Raw genomic sequence first — 20,065 nt, 5'->3', positions numbered from 1 at the left:
AGGAGTAAACAGTACGTTTTGCTGTCATTCTGAGGGATAATTTATTGTATAAAAGTCAATATGAATGACAGGGAATTTTAACGAATTAATAGTGCGTGAAGAATCGTCTTTGCGAGAAGGCTTTTTCAGCCGACGAAGCAATCTTACAACGATCGCTAATAGCGTGCGCTTTAAGATTGCTTCGTGCCTCGCAATGACGACCATTCTATTGGAGTCTGTCAATGGTAGCGCAGCGAAGAATCGTTCACCTATGAAAAACTGACCTTAAAAACTTTTTTAATAAAGATTCTTCATTGCATTCAGAATGACAAATTCCACAAACTGGCCTCATCCTTAACTTGTTTCAAGATCTAACCAGCCTTTTAAATACTTACACAGGTTCAGCATGATGTTATGATCAAATTTTTGTTAATTTGATATCCATCCAATGCACCCAGTTTTTGCCATCAAATTGCTCCCAGATCCCTTCGATGGTATTGGCTTTAAAATTCCCTTTAAACCTTTCTTTATCCGCAAATATTAAAATGATATCATCGTAAATTTTAAGGGTAGATATCGAAATATTACCTGCATTATCGAAAGACTGCGACCTGAAAACATCCTCCATATCGTCGTAATGTGTAATTTCTAACGATCTTACCTTTTTATCGCCGAACATAACATCTACCTGATGTGTTAAGAAAAAGCCACCATCAACCCACTCGTAGATATCTGTTCCGGCAACTACATCACCCGATTTTGTTAAACCTTCTGTTTTCCATTTACCGATATATGGATTTAATAAGTTAAGCCTGTTGTTTTTCATAAATTTAATTAAAAATCAATTTTATATAGCTGGCTATAAATATTCTTTAATTGATGTACGTGTCGTTGTGTATGATAGATCACAAAATAAACAGCTTCCAAACGGGTAAGAAAACCATAACCGGGCAGTTCATAAGCGCTACAGGTTTTAGTTAAATCCAGGTTTCCCGCCGCTTCCGATATCCCCACCCTGATCTGCCTTAAATTTTCCAATAATTCAGACGGGTTGTAGGCTCTATTTTCAGGATAAATCTCTTTAGGCGAATCGTACTTCACATCAAAATTCAAAAATTCCTTTTTAATTTGCGCTACCATAAAATCGGCTGGTTTATCTGTTTCCCTTACAGGGCCATTAATAACCTGTAAAAAGCCCGAATTCGACAAAACAAGGTGCTCAGCCAATTGACCTGCGGTCCAGCTGCCTTCAAAAGGTACTTTATTCACCAATGAGGTATCAAATTTTGAGAAAGCGTTTTCCAGTGCCAATAAGGTTTCGTTGGCTTCATTAATTACTTTTTCCATAACTTACATATAATTCATTCCTGGATAGCCCAATAACCTACGCCACAAGGCAATTTGTCCGATGCAGTTCGCATCCCGATAGGTGCTGAAACTGATCATTTCGAAAAGGGTAATTTCCATTCCGGGTATGTTGAGCTTCTCTTCCAGTTTTTCATCCGTAGCCTGGGTTAAAGCTTCCTGCAGCTTTGGAGAAATGTCTTTCCAATCTTTTATAAAATCTGCAAGCGGCGGATAAACCGCATCATCGATAATGCCCTTGTTATTGGCAAAAAGTTCGTCGGTGATGGATGGAAGATCGATACCTAACGATTTAGCCAGAAAATACCGTCCTTGCACCATACTACCAGTAATCCATGCAATATGGTTTGCCTTTGTATCTAATCTTTTTTGCGCATCTTTTTGGTCTATCCCATCTAAAGCCCTCAATAAAAAATCTGTTTGCATTTCGTACAATACAATTATACCGTACATTCTGCTACTGGTTGGTTTGCTTTTCATATTATTTTATCAGGTGGTTAGTATATGAATAAAGTTATGGCTTAATATTGATGCCTACCCTTGCCGTAAAAGTCAATATTAAGGGGCATTTCAGACAATTTTTATATATTTATGATACCTAAATTTTTAACCAAATGATACAAATAGGTGTTTTAATGCCCCAAAACTTCAGATTATTAAGCGTAGCAGCTATTTTAGATGTTTTTGATACCGTAAATGGCTTTTATCGCAAAGATGAGCTCGAAACGCCTTTTAATATCAGTTTAATCACCTCGGATGATAAAAATTATAACTTTAGCGAACATCCCTGTATCCCCTTGCAAAAAGCTTCCGATGTTGATCTTATTTTGATCCCATCTTTTGCCACCAATGATATTAAGGAATGTATTTCGGCCAATAAAAGTTATATCCCATGGTTGAGCAAACAGTACTACTCTGGGGCAGAAATCGCAACTTTTTGTACTGGTGCATTTTTACTGGCTGCGTCTGGATTGTTGGATGGCAAAGCGGCGACCACACATGTTGATGCCTGTTCTGCTTTTTCTATGGCATTTCCTTTAGTGCATTTAAAGGCAGAAAAAACGGTAACACAAGACGGCAGGTTATTTACAAGCGGTGGTGCCACCTCTACCTTTCATTTATTGTTACACCTGCTACAGCTTCATTGCGGAAAAGATATGGCTGTTAAGGTGGCGAAGATTTTTGCGATCGATATGGACCGCGTAAACCAATTATACTTTAGCACCTTCCAGCCTATTCGTCATCACAATGATAATATTGTTGCTTCTGCACAAGAAAAAATCGAGAATAATTATCAGGATGTGGCTACTATTGAGGAGATGATTAAAGATATTCCTTCCAGTAGAAGAAATATTGTACGCCGTTTTAAGCAGGTGATTGGGATTACCCCTATTGAGTATCTGCAACAAACCCGTATCGAAGCCGCTAAAAAATTACTGGAGCAAACCGCACAGCAAATGACGGAGGTGATTTATAATTCAGGTTACAACGATCCAAAAGCCTTTAGAAAAGTGTTTAGAAAATCAGTAGGGATGACCCCAACCCAATACCGCGATAAATTTCAGCCCAGATAAATCATCAATATTAGGTATGTAGACAGGTAAACTAGCGCAATAAAAAAACTAAATAAATAGTTTTCAACATTAAAAATCAACTATGTTAGTAATTATTTTAAAATAAATGCGGTATCCTCTCCTATTTGAGATAACTTAACTTTATAATTACACTAACCAAATATCTATATATGAACACATTCCTTTTAATCACAGCCGTATTTTATATTATCTCTTTTGGATCAATATTGTACTGTTATTATTCCGCTGAGCAGATTCCCAGCGATGATGAAAAATTCTAATCAGTTCTTTTCCCGTCATCAAAATTAACGTCTCTTTTCAAGTCAAAATATTTAATCTTTTTTCTGGTTTCGGATTAGCGATTTTACCGAAAAATATTTAGTTAAAATACAAACGAAAGCCCATAATCGACTATTGTTAACGGTAATTATTGTTTAGAAAAAGCCTGTTGATATTTCAATGGAGTTTTACCCGTTATTTCCCTAAAGTATTTGTGGAAACTGGTAAAATTATAAAATCCGCAGTCGTAACAGACTTCTTTCACAGTAAGATCATTTTCAATCAATAATTTACAGGCCTGCCCTACTCTAATCTCATTCAGAAACTGTGTATACGTCTTTCTGCTTTTAGTTTTAAAGAATTTACAGAATGAATTGGGGCTAATTTTTGCTACCGCAGCAATTTCCTTTAATTCAATTTTATTCTTGTAATTGCTAATGGTATAGTTATAAATAGATTGGATCCTATCTTTCTCGTTCTCCAAAAAGTTTGGTTTAAAACCTAGCGAAACCAATGTGCTTTTTTCTTCGCAATTGGCTATTTCTGTTAATACCTCGAGTATTTTTATGATCCGCATTGTACCTGTTGATTCGATAATCTGCGGCATCAAACCGGCAATTTTTTCTTTAGAAATTCCTTGTAACTGAATTCCTTGTGTGGATTGAAGTAAAACTTTTTTAAGTTCCTGATTTTCGGGAAGATCGAGAAAATCTTTACCCAAAAAATCTTCCTTAAAATGAATCGCATAAACGTCTACCGGTTCGCAAGCCTTTTCATCAAAAAATTCCGGGTCAAAGCGCCAATAATGTGGCAAATTGCTCCCCAGCAAAACCACATCGCCGTCTTTAAAATTTTTAATGCTATCGCCAATAAACTGCGTACCTCTGCCTTTTTTAACGTAGATTAGTTCTAAAGCAGAATGGTAATGCCAACGGTTGTTGATATCGGGCAAAACATCCCTTCGAGCGCTAAAAGAATCTACTGAATTGGTAGCTACATTAAGTAAATGCGGTTTCATAAAATTTAAAAAAAATCAATCTAATATGCAAAATTATTTTGCAATGTAAAAAACAGAGCCAATATCATTTAACAATTAGATCATAAAGTTAAATTTTTATTAATACTTATCGGTTTAATTTGTAATACAGTAACTAACCAAAAAGAACAAGCTTAAACCATTATAACCAAACAAAACATGAGCCACACACCATCAACGAACTTTCAGGTATCTGACACGCCAAAAAATGGCAAAGCATACTTATTCCCATTAATTTTGGTCACCAGTCTTTTTTTCTTCTGGGGTTTTGTCCACAATCTCGATCCGGTATTAATTCCGCATTTACGTAAAGCTTTTCAGCTAAACGTTTTCGAATCTACCCTGGTCGATTCATCTGTTTTTATCGCTTATTTTTTATTGGCGCTACCCGCAGGTTACATTATGCGTAAGTACGGTTATAAAAGCGGGATAATATTAGGCCTTGTTTTATTTGCTATCGGCTGTTTATTATTTATACCCGCCGCCAATACCGCACAATACATCTTTTTCCTGGGTGCACTTTTTATTATCGCCTGTGGTTTAACCTTTTTAGAAACAGCTGCAAACCCTTATGTTACCGTGTTAGGCCCGCCAGAAACAGCTACCCAGCGTTTAAATTTCTCTCAGTCATTTAATGGTTTAGCTGCATTTTTAGCGCCAGTACTTGGTGGTAAATTTATTTTTACCGAAGTAAAATATACCGATGCGCAATTGGCGAAAATGTTGCCCTTAGAAAAACAGGCTTATATACTCGAAGAGGCATCGACGGTAAAAGCGCCATATCTAATTTTAGGCATCCTGATTATTGTAGTCGCTATCCTGTTTATTTTTACCAAGCTGCCCGATATCAAAGAAGAAGAAAATGCACAGGAAAAAAGTAGTTTTTCACATGTGTTAGGCCATAGCCATTTGCGTTGGGCCATTATCGGTCAGTTTTTTTATGTGGGTGCACAGGTTTGCGTATTGAGTTTATTCATCAGTTTTGTTACCTCATCGGCAGGTATCAGTCAGGATGCAGCAAAATGGTATGCTGGTGCTGCAGGCCTGGCTTTTATGATTGGCAGGTTCGCCGGAACCTTCTTTATGAGATACGTAGCTGCCCATAAACTATTGATGCTTTATGCCTTAATCAGTGCTGTACTTACTCTTGTGTCTATTTTTGCAAGTGGAATGGTTACCGTTTATGCTTTAATCGGTGTCTCTTTCTTTATGTCGATCATGTTCCCAACCATATTCTCTTTGGGTATAGCAGGTTTGGGTAAAGACACAAAACTGGGCTCATCGTTAATTGTGATGTCTATTGTTGGTGGCGCCTTTTTACCGCCGATATTAGGTTTGATATCAGATGCCACACATAATATACAATATGGCTATTTGGTACCATTTGTATGCTTTTTAGTGGTTTTCTACTTCGGCTGGAAAGGATGGAAACCCAATCATATTGAAAAAGAAATTAGTTTAGAAGTATAAAATTGACAATGAAAAATTTAGTCATCAAGATTAACAATGCTGATAATGTTTTGGTTGCGTTACAGGATTTACCTCAGGACACCAAAATAGTGCATGAAGGAAATACCTACGTTACTGTTGATGAAATCCCTGCCAAGCATAAATTTTTTATGCAGGATATGAAAGCAGGCGATGAGGTAATGATGTACGGCGTTTTGGTTGGAAAGGTACAATTTGAGGTAAAGGCTGGTATGCGGATGAATGTGGAGAATACCAAACATGCTGCAGAGCCATTTGCCTATCGTAATGTTAATTACAAATGGGAAGCGCCCGATGTAAGTAAATATGCCAACCGCAGTTTTAATGGTTATCACCGTAAAAATGGCGAAGTGGGTACCGCTAATTATTGGTTATTTATCCCGACTGTATTTTGCGAAAACAGAAATCTGGATATTATTAAAGAATCGCTTTATAGTGAATTGGGTTATGCCGTAGATGATAAATATAAATCTTACACCCACAAACTGGTTCAGGCCTATGAAAACGGAGAAGACATTAATCATATTAGTTTTGAACCTAAAGTAGATAAAGCCAGCCGCACCTTTAAAAATGTAGATGGAATTAAATTCCTCACACACAATGGGGGGTGTGGCGGAACGCGACAGGACTCGGATACGCTGAGCAAATTGTTGGCTGCTTATGCCCATCACCCCAACGTGGCCGGTATAACGGTTTTAAGCTTGGGCTGCCAGCACTTGCAGGTAGAAGATTTTAAACGCGACCTGTTTGCCCTTGATCCTGATTTTGATAAACCACTTTTAATTTTCGAGCAGCAAAAAGCACAAAGCGAAGAGCAATTGATCCAAAATGCCATCCGCGATACCTTTGAAGGATTGATGTTCATTAATAAACAAGAGCGTGCGACGGCGCCGTTAAGCAAGATGTGTGTGGGCGTGAAATGTGGCGGTAGTGATGGCTTTAGCGGCATTTCAGCAAATCCTGCGGTTGGTTACTGTGCCGATTTATTGGTAGCCTTAGGTGCAAAGGTTCTATTGGCAGAGTTCCCCGAACTTTGTGGTGTAGAGCAGGAAATGATCGATAGATCAATTGATCAGCCAACTGCCGAAAAATTTATTCGTTTAATGACAGAGTATGATGATTTAGCACATAAAGTGGGTTCGGGTTTTTACATGAATCCTTCTCCGGGCAACATTAAGGATGGTTTAATTACTGATGCGATTAAGTCGGCTGGTGCTGCGCGTAAAGCCGGCTCCGCTCCTGTGGTAGATGTTTTAGACTATACCGAACCTGCCACTAAACCAGGCTTAAGCCTGGTATGTACACCAGGAAATGATGTTGAAGCGACTACAGGTAAAGCTGCTGCCGGCGCAACCTTAATTTTATTTACTACAGGGTTAGGCACACCAACAGGAAATCCGGTTTGTCCAACCATTAAAGTAGCCACCAATTCAATCCTGGCTAAACGCATGAGTGATATTATCGATATCGATACCGGACCAGTAATTAATGGTGAAAAAACCATTAATGAAATGGGCGAAGATATATTAGAATACTGTATTAAAGTGGCCAGTGGCGAAGAAATCCCAAAAGCTGTACAGCTTAACCAGGATGACTTTATCCCATGGAAAAGAGGTGTAAGCCTTTAACAATGGAAGATAGAGAAGGTAAAATGGAAGATGCCTGGGATAGATCCCAATAGGAAATTCGTCATTATCGCGAAAGTGGGGAGCTTAAAATACCCATTATTAAACATTGGGTTCCCGGCAAATAATAATGGCAGAATCCCAAAGCCGAACGTCATTTCGACTGAAGCGCAGCGAAATGGAGAAATCTTTGAACTATGATTATTGAAAGTTCAAAGATTTTGCTTCGCATAGTCTTCGGGTACTACACTAAGGTTGAAATGACGAGCCTACGAACAAGAACTACTATTCTAACTCCTTTGTTTTTTCAAACAGTAGCTTTCTGGAACGACATATACTTTCAACTTAACGCAAAGCGCTTTGGGTACTTTGGCACTCCAAAATGCGCCAGCATTCTTGAGCACAAATAAAAACAAACTGATCTGCCAAAAACTACCAACTCCTCGGTCTGTGTTCCCACAGACCGAAATAGAATAAATTCAGAATGACGATTAAGAAAGAGTTTTATTAAAATTAGGAAATGAGTGGCTTGTGGTTCTTGGCAGTTTACAGCCCCGCTTTCGCTTATAGTCCTCGCTGCGCTGCGGGCTATTCCGCTCAATCAGGTTTAATCAACAAGGGTTCTTCACCCTGCAGCCCCAAAAATGAAATGCTGTTTTGCCCAACTAGCCCCGGTTGAAGTGTTACCCTGCAGCGACGAGGCACGAGGAAGCGAAGCGTAAAAACGGAAAACGGGAAGATACTTCTTCTTTTGCAGAGGGATTGCGCTCCAAATGAAAGATCATTAAACTACCACCGAAAGCGTGAATTTTTCCATCGCCATGGTTCGTGTCCCCACCAATGTTATTAACCAACTCCTCGGTCTGTGTCTCCACAGACCGAAATAAAATATGTTTTAATGTTCAGTAAGGATACAGGACACGGATTAAAAAACAACCTAATATTAAACAACCGAAAAGCAAGAGCCAGAAAAACATTTATGCCTGTTTATTTGTCTTTTACAAAAGTTTGAAACAGTAACATCTAAATCTCTTTTAGCCATTTGAATTCACAATACACCATTTACCTCTTTATCGGAATAGCGTTTCTCTGTATCGTGGTATTGGGCATTATTATCCGTTATCGGAATAAAAAAATGCAACAGGAAGTTGCTAATTTCCCTACTGTACTACCCGAAGCCTATGGACTTGGTCAGAAAATGTTTCCAGTACACCTAAAATGTGCTGATTTAAAACAAGCTTATTTTATTATTAGTCTTGTTTTCAACCTGATCAATATTTTAATGCTGGTTATGCTGATTGGAGAACTTGATCCTTACAATTCACTCCCCTATCCCAAAATTGTAGATGCCATCCTTACCAAAGAAATTATCTTGCCCATAGCAATAGCCATTGGTATACTTTTTATCTACAATGCGTATCACCGCATTAACATTACATGGGAAAATGGCCCTGTTGTTGCTGATAACCTCATCAATGTTAAGCACTACCAGATCAGGAAAAATGCCTTGCTGTTAAATGTTATCTACCTGCAAACTGATCAAAAACTTTGGATACTGGTGCCGGGAACATCACAGGATTTTAAAAAGTTTAAAGATTTTAACCAGCTGAGCCGGGATCAACAGGAAAACGAAAAATACGTACAACAACTTCAGGAAAATTTAATCCATTATGGTGCGCAAGAAAAAAAATTCCCTTTTCTTACCGTTTATTTTAAATTTTCTTTTTTTATTCTGATGTTGAGTGTTATACTCATTTTGGTTGTTTTAAAATCAAGCTAAGCTACTCCCTGTTTCTTTCTCATTTTGGCTACAAAAGCCCTCAATTCGACTACAAAATGACATTGAACCATGCTCACCTTTGGATTATCAATTTATTTAAGTCGAAAATTATGGAAAATCAGGACAATACTACCGCTCCAGCTTATAAAGTTTGGTTTATTACTGGTTCATCGCGTGGCTTTGAACATCCGCAATCATTTAATAAATTATTCAAAGCAAAAACCAAGGTATCGCCCCTGGCTTTTAGGAAAATGTTTAATTAATGAAAAACAACTATTCAGTAGCGTTTTTGATTTTTGTAACGTATAAGCTGTAAATTAAAGCTTTATGAAAAAGATAGTATTACTCCTTTTAGCGGTTGCAGGCATTATTGATGTATCCTGCAAAAAATCAGACAACAATAATGACGGGCCAGGCGAAGTTTACGGCAAATGGAAACTAACGGAAGCCATGTCCGATATTGGCAATGGAACGGGTAAGTACACAAAAGTAAACGGTGAAATTAAATATCTTACTTTAGAAAAATCTTCAGATAAAGCTGGAAATTTTAAAGGAGATGCCTTTCCAAATTTATTTTCATTCAGGATTTTGGACAGTGTAAAAATGCAGGTTTACAGCAACAATTACCAAATGCCATTGACTTTTTATTACAAAGTTTCGGCAAAATCCCTTGAACTTAATCCTCCCTGTATTGAGGGTTGTGGATACCGTTTCGTGAGGGAACAGTAGAAATAGCTAATCCTATTTTAGCCTATATCTTAAGGAAAATTAGAAGAATATTATAAATATCTCGTCATTGCTCAAGTGAGCTAAAATGTCTAAGGTGGTCGTAAAAATTAAAGATTACGCTGTTTAATTAACCACCTTAGACACCTAAGAACAGGTAAGCTTGTATGGCCCTTAAATGTCTTATATGGTCCATATAAAAAAAACAACCTGAATATCAGCCGCTTACATAAATTTCATTATAAGACTGGATCTGAACGAGCAGAAGCAATCTATCCTGTATTTATGATCAAAAAGATTGCTTCACTCCTTTACACAAGTTCCTCTCTTCAGTTCGCAATGACGAAATTAAGAATCAACATACTTAAACCGTTAAACTATCCCAAATCACCTGATAAACATCTGGAGCTTTTAAGGTTTTATCAATCGCTTTTGAAGTAACCAGAACAGGTTTAAACTTTTCAGCGCCATTAATGCCGCCATGTGATCCTTTAACCAACGTAGCATCAAGCGGAATTACATCCATCACATAACGGAACCCGGCTTTTTTCCTTAAAAGTTTGTAGCCTGCCCTCAATTTAGAGGTCATGAACATTTCCACAGGGTCGTACCCAGGTTTTTTGTGGATATCAACTACCCTTGCATAATCTGGCGCTTTAGCATCATCCAACCAGAAATAATAGGTAAACCAGCTGTTTTCTTGTGCAACCAGTACCAGGTCACCCGAACGCTCGTGGTTAATGTGGTGTTTCTCTTGTGCTGTCTTATCAAGCACCAATTCAATACCAGGTACATTTTTCAATAAGGCTTTTACCTGCTCAGTTACGCCTTTGTCGTTAATATAAACGTGTGCAACCTGGTGATCGGCCACTACAAATGCTTTAGAAGCGCCCGGATCAAGCAACTCTAATCCTCTTTCTTCACGAATCTGGATCAGGCCGTTCTCACTGAACAAACGATTAAGATGGATCGGGTTATTTACAGGTGCAATGCCATACTCAGAAAGCAAAATGATGCGCGCGCCTTTACTTTCATAAAAACGCACCAATTCTTCTACAACCTGATCGATTTCTTTGAGTTCTGTGCTGATTTTATCCAGCTCGGGGCCAAACTTTTGCAGACAATAATCCAAATGGGGCAAATAAATTAAAGTAAGCGTAGGATTATGTAGCTTTTCAGTTTCCATCGAAGCGTCTGCAATCCATCTTGTTGATTTAATATTTGCACCAGGTCCCCAAAACTGGAACAAGGGGAATTGACCAATTTTATCCTGCAGGTAATCGCGCAGTTCGGCAGGTTGCGAATAACAATCTGGTAATTTACGGCCATCAGCAAGGTAATTTGGACGTGGTGTGACCGAAAAATCGGCTGTTGAATACATATTGTACCACCAAAACATATTGGCACAGGTAAAATCAGGATTTTCCTTTTTAGCCCGATCCCATATTTTTTCAGCATTTACCAGTTTGTTAGACTGTTTCCAGAATTTAATTTCAGCATCCGCATGATCGTACCAGCCATTACCTACAATACCATTTTCTGAAGGATATTTACCCGTCAAATAACTTGATTGTACTGCCGTAGTAACTGCCGGCAATAAGGGTTCTATAGTTGTTAAATGGTTTTCGGCAATATATTTCTGAAGAAAAGGCGTATGTGCTCCAATTACAGAAGCAGATAAGGCTACAATATCGATAACAACGGTTTTATGCATATTTTATGATTTATAATAAATTTTTAACCCAGGCCAGCTCTCTGATGATGGAATCGTTCAGGGGCGCTTTTAAGGCCGTTGGCAAAACTTCCCATGTATAGGTTTCTACTTCTAAATGAGCAGTAAAAGGATTATTTTTTTGCAGGTTTAGTACCTCGGTAATATCTGATTGTGTAGATTGTACCAGGCCCATATCTTCAACAAAAATAGGAACATGAAAATGTGCTCTCCACTCTGCTACCGCTGGATTTTCGCTTTCTGCAAGGGCCTCTTTAAGATCAGGGTAACGGATTAAATGACCGTCATCTTTTCTGGCTATTACCTGATGAAGATAAGTGGGTTCATCAAAACGGCTCAGTTGATCTAACACCGCAGTTCTTTCTGAAACAGATGCCGGCAATTTAGCTTTTAGTGCAGCACTGATCTGGATTTTACCAATTTTAATCCCTTTCTGCTGCAATTCGTTAATGATGGCTGTATGCGGTTCAAAACCGATTGCAAAATGGCAAACATCATAACACAAACGAATGTGGTTTTTGATCAGGCTTTCCTCATTCCCGGCAGGTAAAAGCACGTTTTCGTACCAATCGATAAATTCCGGACCCGATTCAAGAAAACCATCAGGTTCAGGTTCAATGTCCAAATGGATCACTTTGCCGCTTTGGCTCTGTATATAATGTAAAGCCCCGGCCACCTTTAAGATATTAGCTGTTGCATCAGCTGTGGCGTTTTTTCTGGCTTCAGTAGCTGTAAACCATGGTTTATAACTCAATGGCGAGGTTGAAATGCCGCCATCCATATCAGCAGGAAGCAATTGTGAGAGGATTTCGGCCAAACGGAGTGTATATTCAACACGTTCCCCTGTTGTCCAATCTGGTGCATGTACCTGATCTTTAACCCTGGTATGGTGAAAGCCTCCGTATGGAAATCCGTTCATGGTAAAAACATAACCACCTTCCTGTGTAAGCCATTGTTTAAATGCTTCCAGGTGATTTTCTTCCAGCAATTCGATACTGGCGAGATTGGAAAGGCGCAAACCGATACCCATCGGTGCCTCTGGCGATAATTGTGCTTTTAATATTGGAAAACTATCTTTTAACACGGCAAAATGCGCCATCCAGTTTTCGCCTGCATAAATATTGGTACAGAAGGTTAAATGTCCGGAAGTTAATTTCATAGTTTAGTGTTGAATAATAGCGGCCTGATTATTTAATATTGCTGCAGCCTGTTTTAAAATATCAGCATCAATTTCGTGAACTTCCTCGCCACTGCCCAGCCCAGTAAGCAAGGTGATCGTCAGTTCGCCGCCAAGATGCTCCCTAAACTCTTCCAATCCCTGTAAAATCGGGCTGTTCCCTTCGATAACCTGTAACAAAGGATGTGTTAATTCGAAACCAAGTTGCTGAATCAGGAAAATTACCCTTTGTGCATCTTCGGCACTAATCCTGCCCGATAAATTGGAATATACGGTATCTAAAGCAATGCCCATGGCAACTGCCTCGCCGTGCCTCACTTCAAAATTCGTCAGGTATTCTAATTTATGCGCGCTCCAGTGGCCAAAATCCAGTGGGCGGGCCGAACCATTTTCAAAAGGATCGGCACTCCGGATATGCTCTATATGGAGTTTTGCACATCTCCAGATCTGGTAGTTCATGGCTGCAGGATCCCGGTTTGCAAGGGCAATGGCATTTACTTCCAGCCATTCAAAAAATTCGCGGTCTTTAATCAGTGCCACTTTAATGGCTTCGGCTATGCCCGAACGCCAATCGCGATCGGATAAAGTACTTAAAAATACCTCATCATTAAAAACTGCAACCGGTGGCGAAAAGGTGCCTAAAAAGTTCTTTTTATTGAAATAATTAATCCCGTTTTTAACCCCAACGCCCGAATCGTTCTGCGAAAGCACGGTACTTGGAATCCTGATGTGTTTAATACCACGGTGTGCAACTGTAGCTGCATAACCCACCATATCGAGCAAAGCACCACCACCAATGGCAGCAACAAACGAATGCCTGTCGATGCCATGAAGATTAATGGCTTCCAATACCTGATCAAAATACTGAGTATCATTTTTTACCTGTTCTCCTCCCGGGATAACCAAAATATCCTGAATTAACTGGGTTTGGCTATATTTTGCAAAATAGGTTTTAATCTGGGTATTAAGGTCTTTATGTGCATTTGCTACACCTTCATCTATTACAAATAAAATCTTCTTTACCGTTACAGAAGGATTTAGATTCACTAAAAAACGGCTTAACAATTCATTTTCAGGCAGAAAAAGCGATGAGGTAAAGAAAATATTATAATTATATTGTACAGTAAAGGATTGATGTAAATGTTCCATATCAATTGTGTGTGTTTGATGGTTAAGTAACGGCAAATAATTTAGAAAGCCAGATGGATAATGGCAATAGCGCTGCAATTATAAAAGCCAAAATTAGGGCATCGAAAGTTACTGCCCATGCGGCATCCATCAAGATAAGGGAAATTACACCAGCTTTTACTGCCCTTCCGATATTTTTACCAACAGGCTCTTTTATGGCTTTTAAAAGTGGCCTGAAAATCATAAAGGCAAAAGGAACCAAGAACAGCAGCGACAACAACAACCTTTCGTTTACAAAAGCTAAATAAGCAATCGCACAGATCACGGTTGCGTACAGAAAGGCGGCCAGGTACAAGTTTTTAGCATGGCCTCCGTGTACTTCGCCACGGCTGGTCATGGTGATAGAGAAAATATAAATTACCGGAATAATAGCCAGATAATGATTGTGAAGCATTGCAGGCACAATACTCAAACCCAATAACAGGTTAAACCCACGGCACAGGCCCATATTCAACGGTCCGAAAAAAGAATGGTGTTTGCCAAATTTATTATAAAACAAAGCAAAAACGGCCACCAAAAGGGCCAGTACGCCTGATGTTAAACTATTTAAAGCAGCCAAAGCAATTCCGGCAAAAAGTAATATACTTCCTAATATGGTTGCATGTTGCAAACTGATTTTCCCACTGGGGATGACCCGTTCCGGGCGTTCTATTTTATCAAGATCGGCATCAAAAACATCGTTAAAAACGATTCCTCCTCCATATAAACAGGCTGTTGATACGACCAAAAGTACAATAGATAACCATGGAATGGAAACTCCATTGTCCAATACATCAGAAATGGCAATTCCTGCTAAAATATCAGCTACTGAAGTCACGATATTTGCAGGGCGCATCATGCGCAGATAGATAATTATTCTTTTCAATATTTTAACTAATGATGATCGACGATTTATCTGTTTTTGGCTGTTGTCCGCCACGCAAGATGGTATTTCCTTCAAATTTCCCGGTAAGATCTATCTGTGCGTTAAAATCTGTTTCATTCAGCTGCCCGCTCTGCGCAAAAGCTGTAATTGCATTGCGGTAAGTAACCAACTCAATATCCTGATCGCTTAAACCACGCATTTTCATTAACGACGCAGTTTTTGGTACCGCTAATGGATCACTGATACCCCAATCTGCAGCAGAATTTACCATAATCCGCTCTGCGCCATATTGTTTTACAATTTCTACCATCCGCTCGTTACCCATTTTAGTAAACGGATAGATGGTAAATGCAGCCCAGAAGCCTCTATCTAACACCTCTTTTACCGTTTCTTCATTATTATGGTCGATAATTACGCTATAAGGATCGAGGCCGTGCTCCAAAGCAATGTCCATGCTGCGCTGTGTACCTTTTTTCTTATCGCGATGCGGCGTATGTACCTGTACAGGCAAACCTGCTTCTTTAGCAAGTTCCAGCTGTAACCGGTAATATTTTTCTTCGGCAGCAGTCTGATCATCGAAACCGATTTCGCCAATACCAACAACACCTTCTTTATAAACAAACAACGGCAGGATTTCCATTACCTGTTCGGCCAGGCTTTCGTTATTGGCCTCTCTTGAATTAAGACCGATGGTGCAATAATGTTTAATGCCAAATTGAGAAGACCGGAAGCGCTCCCACCCAATCAGGCTACTGTAATAATCTCTAAAACTATCCAGTCCGGTACGTGGCTGCCCTAACCAAAATGCGGGTTCGATCAAAGCAACAACTCCCGCATCGGCCATTGCCTGGTAATCGTCTGTTGTTCTCGAAGTCATGTGAACATGTGGATCGAAAAACTTCATTCCCTTTACCGCATTGATATCGAAAGCTTCAGGCGCTCCCATCATTGCTTTATCTCTTTGTATTGAACTACTACAACACATATCTTTTTGTTAAATTTTTGTGGGTTAAAATGAATTCCAGTTTAAGCTACCATCGGCCAGGGCCAGCTTCAGTTCAGGAAAAGTATTGATATAATCTTTTGCCGGCTGGTAACCAGACTCTGAAATGGCAAGGGCAATGGCACGTTGCTCAATCTGGTCGTAATGCTGCAAACCGACTTTAAGGGTCTCAAAAATTTTGGCATTGATAAATTTACCAACCAGGCGCCAAAGTTGTGGGTTTACCTTTCGCCCGGCAGCCCAGCGTTCTTTTGCGTAATCAATCAACGTTAATGCAAGATCCGGATTAGCCCGTTGATCTAAACCAATAATGGAGCTGATGTTTTTTTCGGTAAAGAACGCTTTCAGCACCAATTGGTTCCAGGCAGCTTCATCCAGATTTCCGGAAGGATAGGGATTATTTTCCATAATCGCCTCCAAAACCGATCCGATATTGCTTCTAATGCCTTCAGCACAACGTTTCACCCAAATTTCAGGATGGGCTAAAAATGGCAAGGCCGAATACAAGGCAACCGCCTCATTTATTTCTGCGGCTGGGAATAAACGATCAACAGTTGAATAGAATGTATCTTTGTCTTCTGAATTTAAAGTGCTGAGCAACCAAACGCGGGAGAGCCTGTCAATGGTCCAGTTACCGATATACCCAAAGCCTGCTGTATGGAGTATTTCTTGCTGATCATCGTTAATTGCAACCGGTAATTTTCCTGTTTTACGTGGCAGCATTACAAATACTTTAGCTAACTGTGCAGGTTGGTCTGTAGCTAGTATAAATTGTTCCGGCCAATTTTCAGCCACTAAATTGATATTGTTTTTAACAACAGACGCTATTATTTCCTTTACCGCCTTCATATGATCTTCTCTCATAATAAGATAAATTGTATAATGGCATTTATGCGGAAATCCCGGCAGAAATAAAATAGTTGATCAATAGTGCGCCAGCAATAATTAACAGGCCAAAGAATTCCCGCGTTTGTTCGATGTAAGGTTTTGTGGCCTGCATACTCTGCACGAGACTCTCGCGTCTGTATTTAGTAATCCAATCTCGAACACCATCTTTTGCAAAAAACAGGATGATGGCATAAATTAAATAGAAAGCAGTTAAAAACAGATAAGCGAAAGGATAAAATTTACCCGCCGCAGCCAATCCGCAGCAAATAGCAGCACTCAAATAGATAGACACCCAAAGAAAGGCATCGTTATCATTTAAATTTACATAGGCAAAGCCTAAAAATGAGATGCAAAAAATAATGTTGAGAATAATTAAAAGCATTTTAAATTATTTGGTTTTAGATAGGCTAAATCGATTTCTCGATTTTTTTAGTTGAAAAACAAAGTTATTTAAACAGAATGCTTTTTTTGCTTAAAATATGTAAATTATATACTGCTATAAAATTTTTTTTTGATTAAAAATAGCGTTGACTAGAGACCTTTCTTCTTCTTTTAATATTGTTTTAAAATAAAGGCAGCCCGCATGATCATCAAAAAACTATAATTCCTAACTATATCCACTGATAATATTTTTGCAATTAAGATGATGAGCCTGTTTAAGAATTAAATAAAATTATTTCGTATGTCAATCTGAAGGTTAATTTATTGTATAAAAATCAATATTAGTGACAGGGGATTTTAACGAATTAACAAGTCGTTAAGAATCGTCATTATAAGAAGGCTTTTTCAGCCGACGAAGCAATCTTACAACGATCGGCTAACAGCGTGCGCTTTAAGATTATTCATTTTTGCAGTTGTTTTTAAAGGGTATTCATGAGCTCACTTTGTTCGGTTATCTTCGTGCCTCGCAATGACGACCTTTATTACAAGATCTGTCAATGGCAGGAGTTAGAATTTTTCAAATACATAAGAGGGTTGATGACAGATATACAACGGGCATCATTTGGACCGCAGTAGAGAAGAGGTTGTCTCAAAAGTAAAATCTAGTAGTTAAGGTCAGAATTTTATTTCGTTTCCCGTCATTCTCGCGCAGGCGGGAATCTTAAAGCGCGCTACAATAGCATTAGGATTCCCAATTAACCCGATAGCCATCGGGTTGGGAATGACGATGTATCAAAATATAATTTGCTTAGTGGGCCGGTGTAGTCGAAGACCGTTTCAACCCATTAATAAAGCAATCGACTACACTCGCTGTGATAGCAAAAGGCCATTTATATTTGTTATAAAAATTTAAACGGACGCTAAAACAAGGTAATAACTGTCGCATTAAAACGATCATTTTCTGAGCAAACTATTGCTGAGAAACATTTTCTGCTTCTTTCTTGATTCTGGCATACAAAAGCAGCAATACGAAAGCTAAAATACTAAAAGTTGATTCAATAATTAACCATTGTGAACCGAAACTACCCAAAGGTCCATCAACCCAAATTGTTATCAACCTCGAAATGGAATAGGCAGCCCAAAAGAGTAGAAGAAAAAAAAGCGCTTTCCTAACATCATTAAACAAAAGATAAACCAACAAAAAAGTAATCAGTAAACCAACTCCTCCATATATGCCCCTTATAGAACTTATAGCATCTGTATTGGACAATTGGATGGATACTAAATCCATGGTTGCCTGCGGATTCCAAATGGATGAAATACTAACATAAGCTAAACTCAGGATTGAAAAACCGATGTAAACCTGACTGCAGGTTTTAATAATTTTTTGTGCATTCATCATCAATATTTTTTAATAGTAATGATGCAAAGGTGTTTGGTTTTTTATAATTAAATATTGATTGAGGTCAAGATTTTTTTAAACGCGATAGGGTTTCAGCGCTCATCCTCAGATAATTTGCAATGTGTTTAAGCGGAATCTGCTGAAAGAGCTGTGGACTCCTGCTCAGAACCCGGTTGTATCGTTCTATCGGCGAGTTTGTTAAAATATCGATCTCACGTTCAAGCTGTTGTAAAGCAAGATTTTCTAAAATTTTTATCCAATAGATCTGATTTTTTTCATTTTTTATAAAATTATCAACCTGTTGCCTTGTTATCACCCTTATTACTGTTTTCTTAATAGCCTGGATAAAATAATTTGAGGGCTTACCTGTTAAAAAGGAATCCATCGAAACAATTAAATTATCCTGGTAACCAAATCTGATTACTTGCTCATCATCATCATCCAAAACAAATAATCGTAAGCTGCCACTTTCGATATAATACACATTTGTATCTATACTTCCTTTTACGCTTAAAAATTCATTTCTATTAATGATAATGGTTTTCACTGAAAGTTCAACTAATTCTTTCATTTTATTCTTCTATTGTTATGCAAGAGGTTTATCAGCACAATTATTTTTCACTGGCAAGTTAAAAAGTGTTTGCACTATTTTTTTGGTAACTAAGGAAAAACGTCATTCCAAATCATGCTTCTAATCTCCAAAAACGAGTTTTAGAATATTGGCAAGCACAGGATTGTGATCGTCGGCACGCCAGTTAATCAATATATCGGTTTTAAAAGGCAAGGGAATAAAACGTAAGCCGGGACTTTGATGGTGCATATAAGAATCAGGTAAAATGGCTATTCCCAAACCTTTCCGAACAAGGGCGATAATTGTAGACCCAAATTCTGAATGGAGATATACATCCGGAACAAAATCGTAAGATTTGAAAAGTGACTGAATAATTTCACTGTAGCTACTGCCTTCATCCTTGGTAGGTAGTATAAATTTCTGGGCTTTAAGGCTTTCCTTAGATAAATCCTCAAAATTTTTGAAAGCATGTTCCAATGGCACCACTAAAGCCAGGTGATCATGATATATTTTTTTTGATTTAACACCCTGCTCACTGGTGATATCCCTCGTGATGGCCAGATCAATCTTATAATTTTTTAAAAAATCGAGTTGATTTTCATATAAAACCTGTACCAATTTAATTTGAAGCTGTGGAAATGCCTGCGTTATCTTCGCCAAAATATCAGGCATGATAGAAGCCGATATGGAGTCAGGGTGTGCGATGGTAATGGTTCCGCGCTCGCCTAAATGGATCTGTTTGGCAAACTGATGGATATATTCGAGTTCATTTAATTCGACTTCCCACTTCTCTCTTAAGAATTTACCTGCTGGGGTGAGCTTCACGTTACGTTTATTACGTTCGAAAAGCTGCAGACCCAATTCATTTTCAAGCGACTGAATCTGCCTGGTGAGGGCCGACTGCGTAATATTTACCTTTTCTGCCGTTTTCCAATAATGAAGTTGTTCTGCCAGAGCCAGAAAATACTTAATTCGCTGAAGATCCATTAATGCAAAATACGCATTA

At 38.6% G+C, this 20,065-nt stretch carries 19 protein-coding genes; 5 read left to right on the top strand and 14 right to left on the bottom strand.

Features of this window, described 5'->3' with window-relative positions; translation table 11 throughout:
- Positions 1-397: 397 nt before the first annotated feature.
- From BCL90_RS04965 to BCL90_RS04955, 3 genes are read right to left on the bottom strand one after another with little or no spacing between them, the layout of a single operon-like run.
- Positions 398-805 carry a hypothetical protein gene (locus tag BCL90_RS04965; protein ID WP_121282899.1) on the bottom strand — a complete coding sequence of 136 codons (408 nt, stop codon included), beginning with the start codon at positions 803-805 and terminating at the stop codon, positions 398-400.
- 8 nt (positions 806-813) lie between these two features.
- Complete coding sequence (locus tag BCL90_RS04960; RefSeq protein WP_121282898.1) at positions 814-1,326, bottom strand: DinB family protein; 513 nt, start codon at positions 1,324-1,326, stop codon at positions 814-816.
- Positions 1,327-1,329: 3 nt separating this feature from the next.
- Entirely contained in the window at positions 1,330-1,824 is a 495-nt protein-coding gene (locus BCL90_RS04955) for a DinB family protein (protein WP_121282897.1), read from the bottom strand.
- A 134-nt stretch (positions 1,825-1,958) separates the two neighbouring features.
- On the opposite strand from BCL90_RS04955, the gene BCL90_RS04950 reads away from it, so the two are divergent.
- The gene (locus BCL90_RS04950) at positions 1,959-2,918 is read left to right on the top strand and encodes a GlxA family transcriptional regulator (RefSeq protein WP_121282896.1); all 960 of its coding nucleotides are present in this window, start codon (positions 1,959-1,961) and stop codon (positions 2,916-2,918) included.
- A gap of 427 nt (positions 2,919-3,345) precedes the next feature.
- On the opposite strand, the gene BCL90_RS04945 is transcribed toward BCL90_RS04950, so the two are convergent.
- Complete coding sequence (locus BCL90_RS04945) at positions 3,346-4,215, bottom strand: AraC family transcriptional regulator (protein ID WP_121282895.1); 870 nt, start codon at positions 4,213-4,215, stop codon at positions 3,346-3,348.
- Positions 4,216-4,392: 177 nt separating this feature from the next.
- On the opposite strand from BCL90_RS04945, the gene fucP reads away from it, so the two are divergent.
- The 4 genes from fucP (at position 4,393) to BCL90_RS04915 (ending at position 9,855) form a co-directional block, all read left to right on the top strand.
- On the top strand, positions 4,393-5,703 hold the full coding sequence (gene fucP / locus BCL90_RS04940) for an L-fucose:H+ symporter permease (protein WP_121282894.1): 1,311 nt from the start codon (positions 4,393-4,395) through the stop codon (positions 5,701-5,703).
- Between the two features lie 8 nt (positions 5,704-5,711).
- Positions 5,712-7,349: a UxaA family hydrolase gene (locus BCL90_RS04935; protein ID WP_121282893.1), complete on the top strand. Its 1,638-nt coding sequence runs from the start codon at positions 5,712-5,714 to the stop codon at positions 7,347-7,349.
- Between the two features lie 1,039 nt (positions 7,350-8,388).
- Positions 8,389-9,126: a hypothetical protein gene (locus BCL90_RS04925; RefSeq protein ID WP_134380574.1), complete on the top strand. Its 738-nt coding sequence runs from the start codon at positions 8,389-8,391 to the stop codon at positions 9,124-9,126.
- Between the two features lie 327 nt (positions 9,127-9,453).
- Complete coding sequence (locus tag BCL90_RS04915; protein WP_121282889.1) at positions 9,454-9,855, top strand: hypothetical protein; 402 nt, start codon at positions 9,454-9,456, stop codon at positions 9,853-9,855.
- 361 nt (positions 9,856-10,216) lie between these two features.
- Here the strand turns inward: BCL90_RS04915 and BCL90_RS04910 are convergent, their stop codons facing one another.
- The 10 genes from BCL90_RS04910 to BCL90_RS04865 form a co-directional block, all read right to left on the bottom strand.
- Positions 10,217-11,566: an alkaline phosphatase family protein gene (locus BCL90_RS04910; RefSeq protein ID WP_121282888.1), complete on the bottom strand. Its 1,350-nt coding sequence runs from the start codon at positions 11,564-11,566 to the stop codon at positions 10,217-10,219.
- A gap of 10 nt (positions 11,567-11,576) precedes the next feature.
- A complete protein-coding gene (gene eboE, locus BCL90_RS04905; RefSeq protein ID WP_121282887.1) occupies positions 11,577-12,743 on the bottom strand; it encodes a metabolite traffic protein EboE in 1,167 nt (388 codons plus the stop codon).
- A gap of 3 nt (positions 12,744-12,746) precedes the next feature.
- Positions 12,747-13,946 carry a 3-dehydroquinate synthase gene (locus BCL90_RS04900; RefSeq protein ID WP_262707544.1) on the bottom strand — a complete coding sequence of 400 codons (1,200 nt, stop codon included), beginning with the start codon at positions 13,944-13,946 and terminating at the stop codon, positions 12,747-12,749.
- Positions 13,933-14,814 carry a UbiA-like protein EboC gene (gene eboC / locus BCL90_RS04895; RefSeq protein ID WP_244095052.1) on the bottom strand — a complete coding sequence of 294 codons (882 nt, stop codon included), beginning with the start codon at positions 14,812-14,814 and terminating at the stop codon, positions 13,933-13,935. The genes BCL90_RS04900 and eboC overlap by 14 nt, the downstream gene beginning before the upstream one ends.
- A gap of 4 nt (positions 14,815-14,818) precedes the next feature.
- Positions 14,819-15,763, bottom strand: a complete 945-nt coding sequence (locus tag BCL90_RS04890; RefSeq protein ID WP_244095051.1) for a TatD family hydrolase — start codon at positions 15,761-15,763, stop codon at positions 14,819-14,821.
- A 60-nt stretch (positions 15,764-15,823) separates the two neighbouring features.
- Positions 15,824-16,681 (bottom strand): EboA domain-containing protein, encoded by an 858-nt coding sequence (locus BCL90_RS04885; protein ID WP_121282884.1) that lies wholly within the window; start codon positions 16,679-16,681, stop codon positions 15,824-15,826.
- Positions 16,682-16,706: 25 nt separating this feature from the next.
- Positions 16,707-17,087: a transmembrane 220 family protein gene (locus BCL90_RS04880; protein WP_121282883.1), complete on the bottom strand. Its 381-nt coding sequence runs from the start codon at positions 17,085-17,087 to the stop codon at positions 16,707-16,709.
- Positions 17,088-18,056: 969 nt separating this feature from the next.
- Complete coding sequence (locus tag BCL90_RS04875) at positions 18,057-18,488, bottom strand: DUF4345 domain-containing protein (protein ID WP_244095050.1); 432 nt, start codon at positions 18,486-18,488, stop codon at positions 18,057-18,059.
- Between the two features lie 64 nt (positions 18,489-18,552).
- Positions 18,553-19,059: a Crp/Fnr family transcriptional regulator gene (locus BCL90_RS04870; protein WP_121282881.1), complete on the bottom strand. Its 507-nt coding sequence runs from the start codon at positions 19,057-19,059 to the stop codon at positions 18,553-18,555.
- 120 nt (positions 19,060-19,179) lie between these two features.
- Positions 19,180-20,046 (bottom strand): LysR family transcriptional regulator, encoded by an 867-nt coding sequence (locus BCL90_RS04865; protein ID WP_121282880.1) that lies wholly within the window; start codon positions 20,044-20,046, stop codon positions 19,180-19,182.
- Positions 20,047-20,065: the final 19 nt, after the last annotated feature.

It is taken from the genome of Pedobacter alluvionis, from assembly GCF_003664035.1.
GTDB classification, from domain to species: Bacteria; Bacteroidota; Bacteroidia; order Sphingobacteriales; family Sphingobacteriaceae; genus Pedobacter; species Pedobacter alluvionis.
This window is presented reverse-complemented; position numbering and strand designations above follow the sequence as displayed.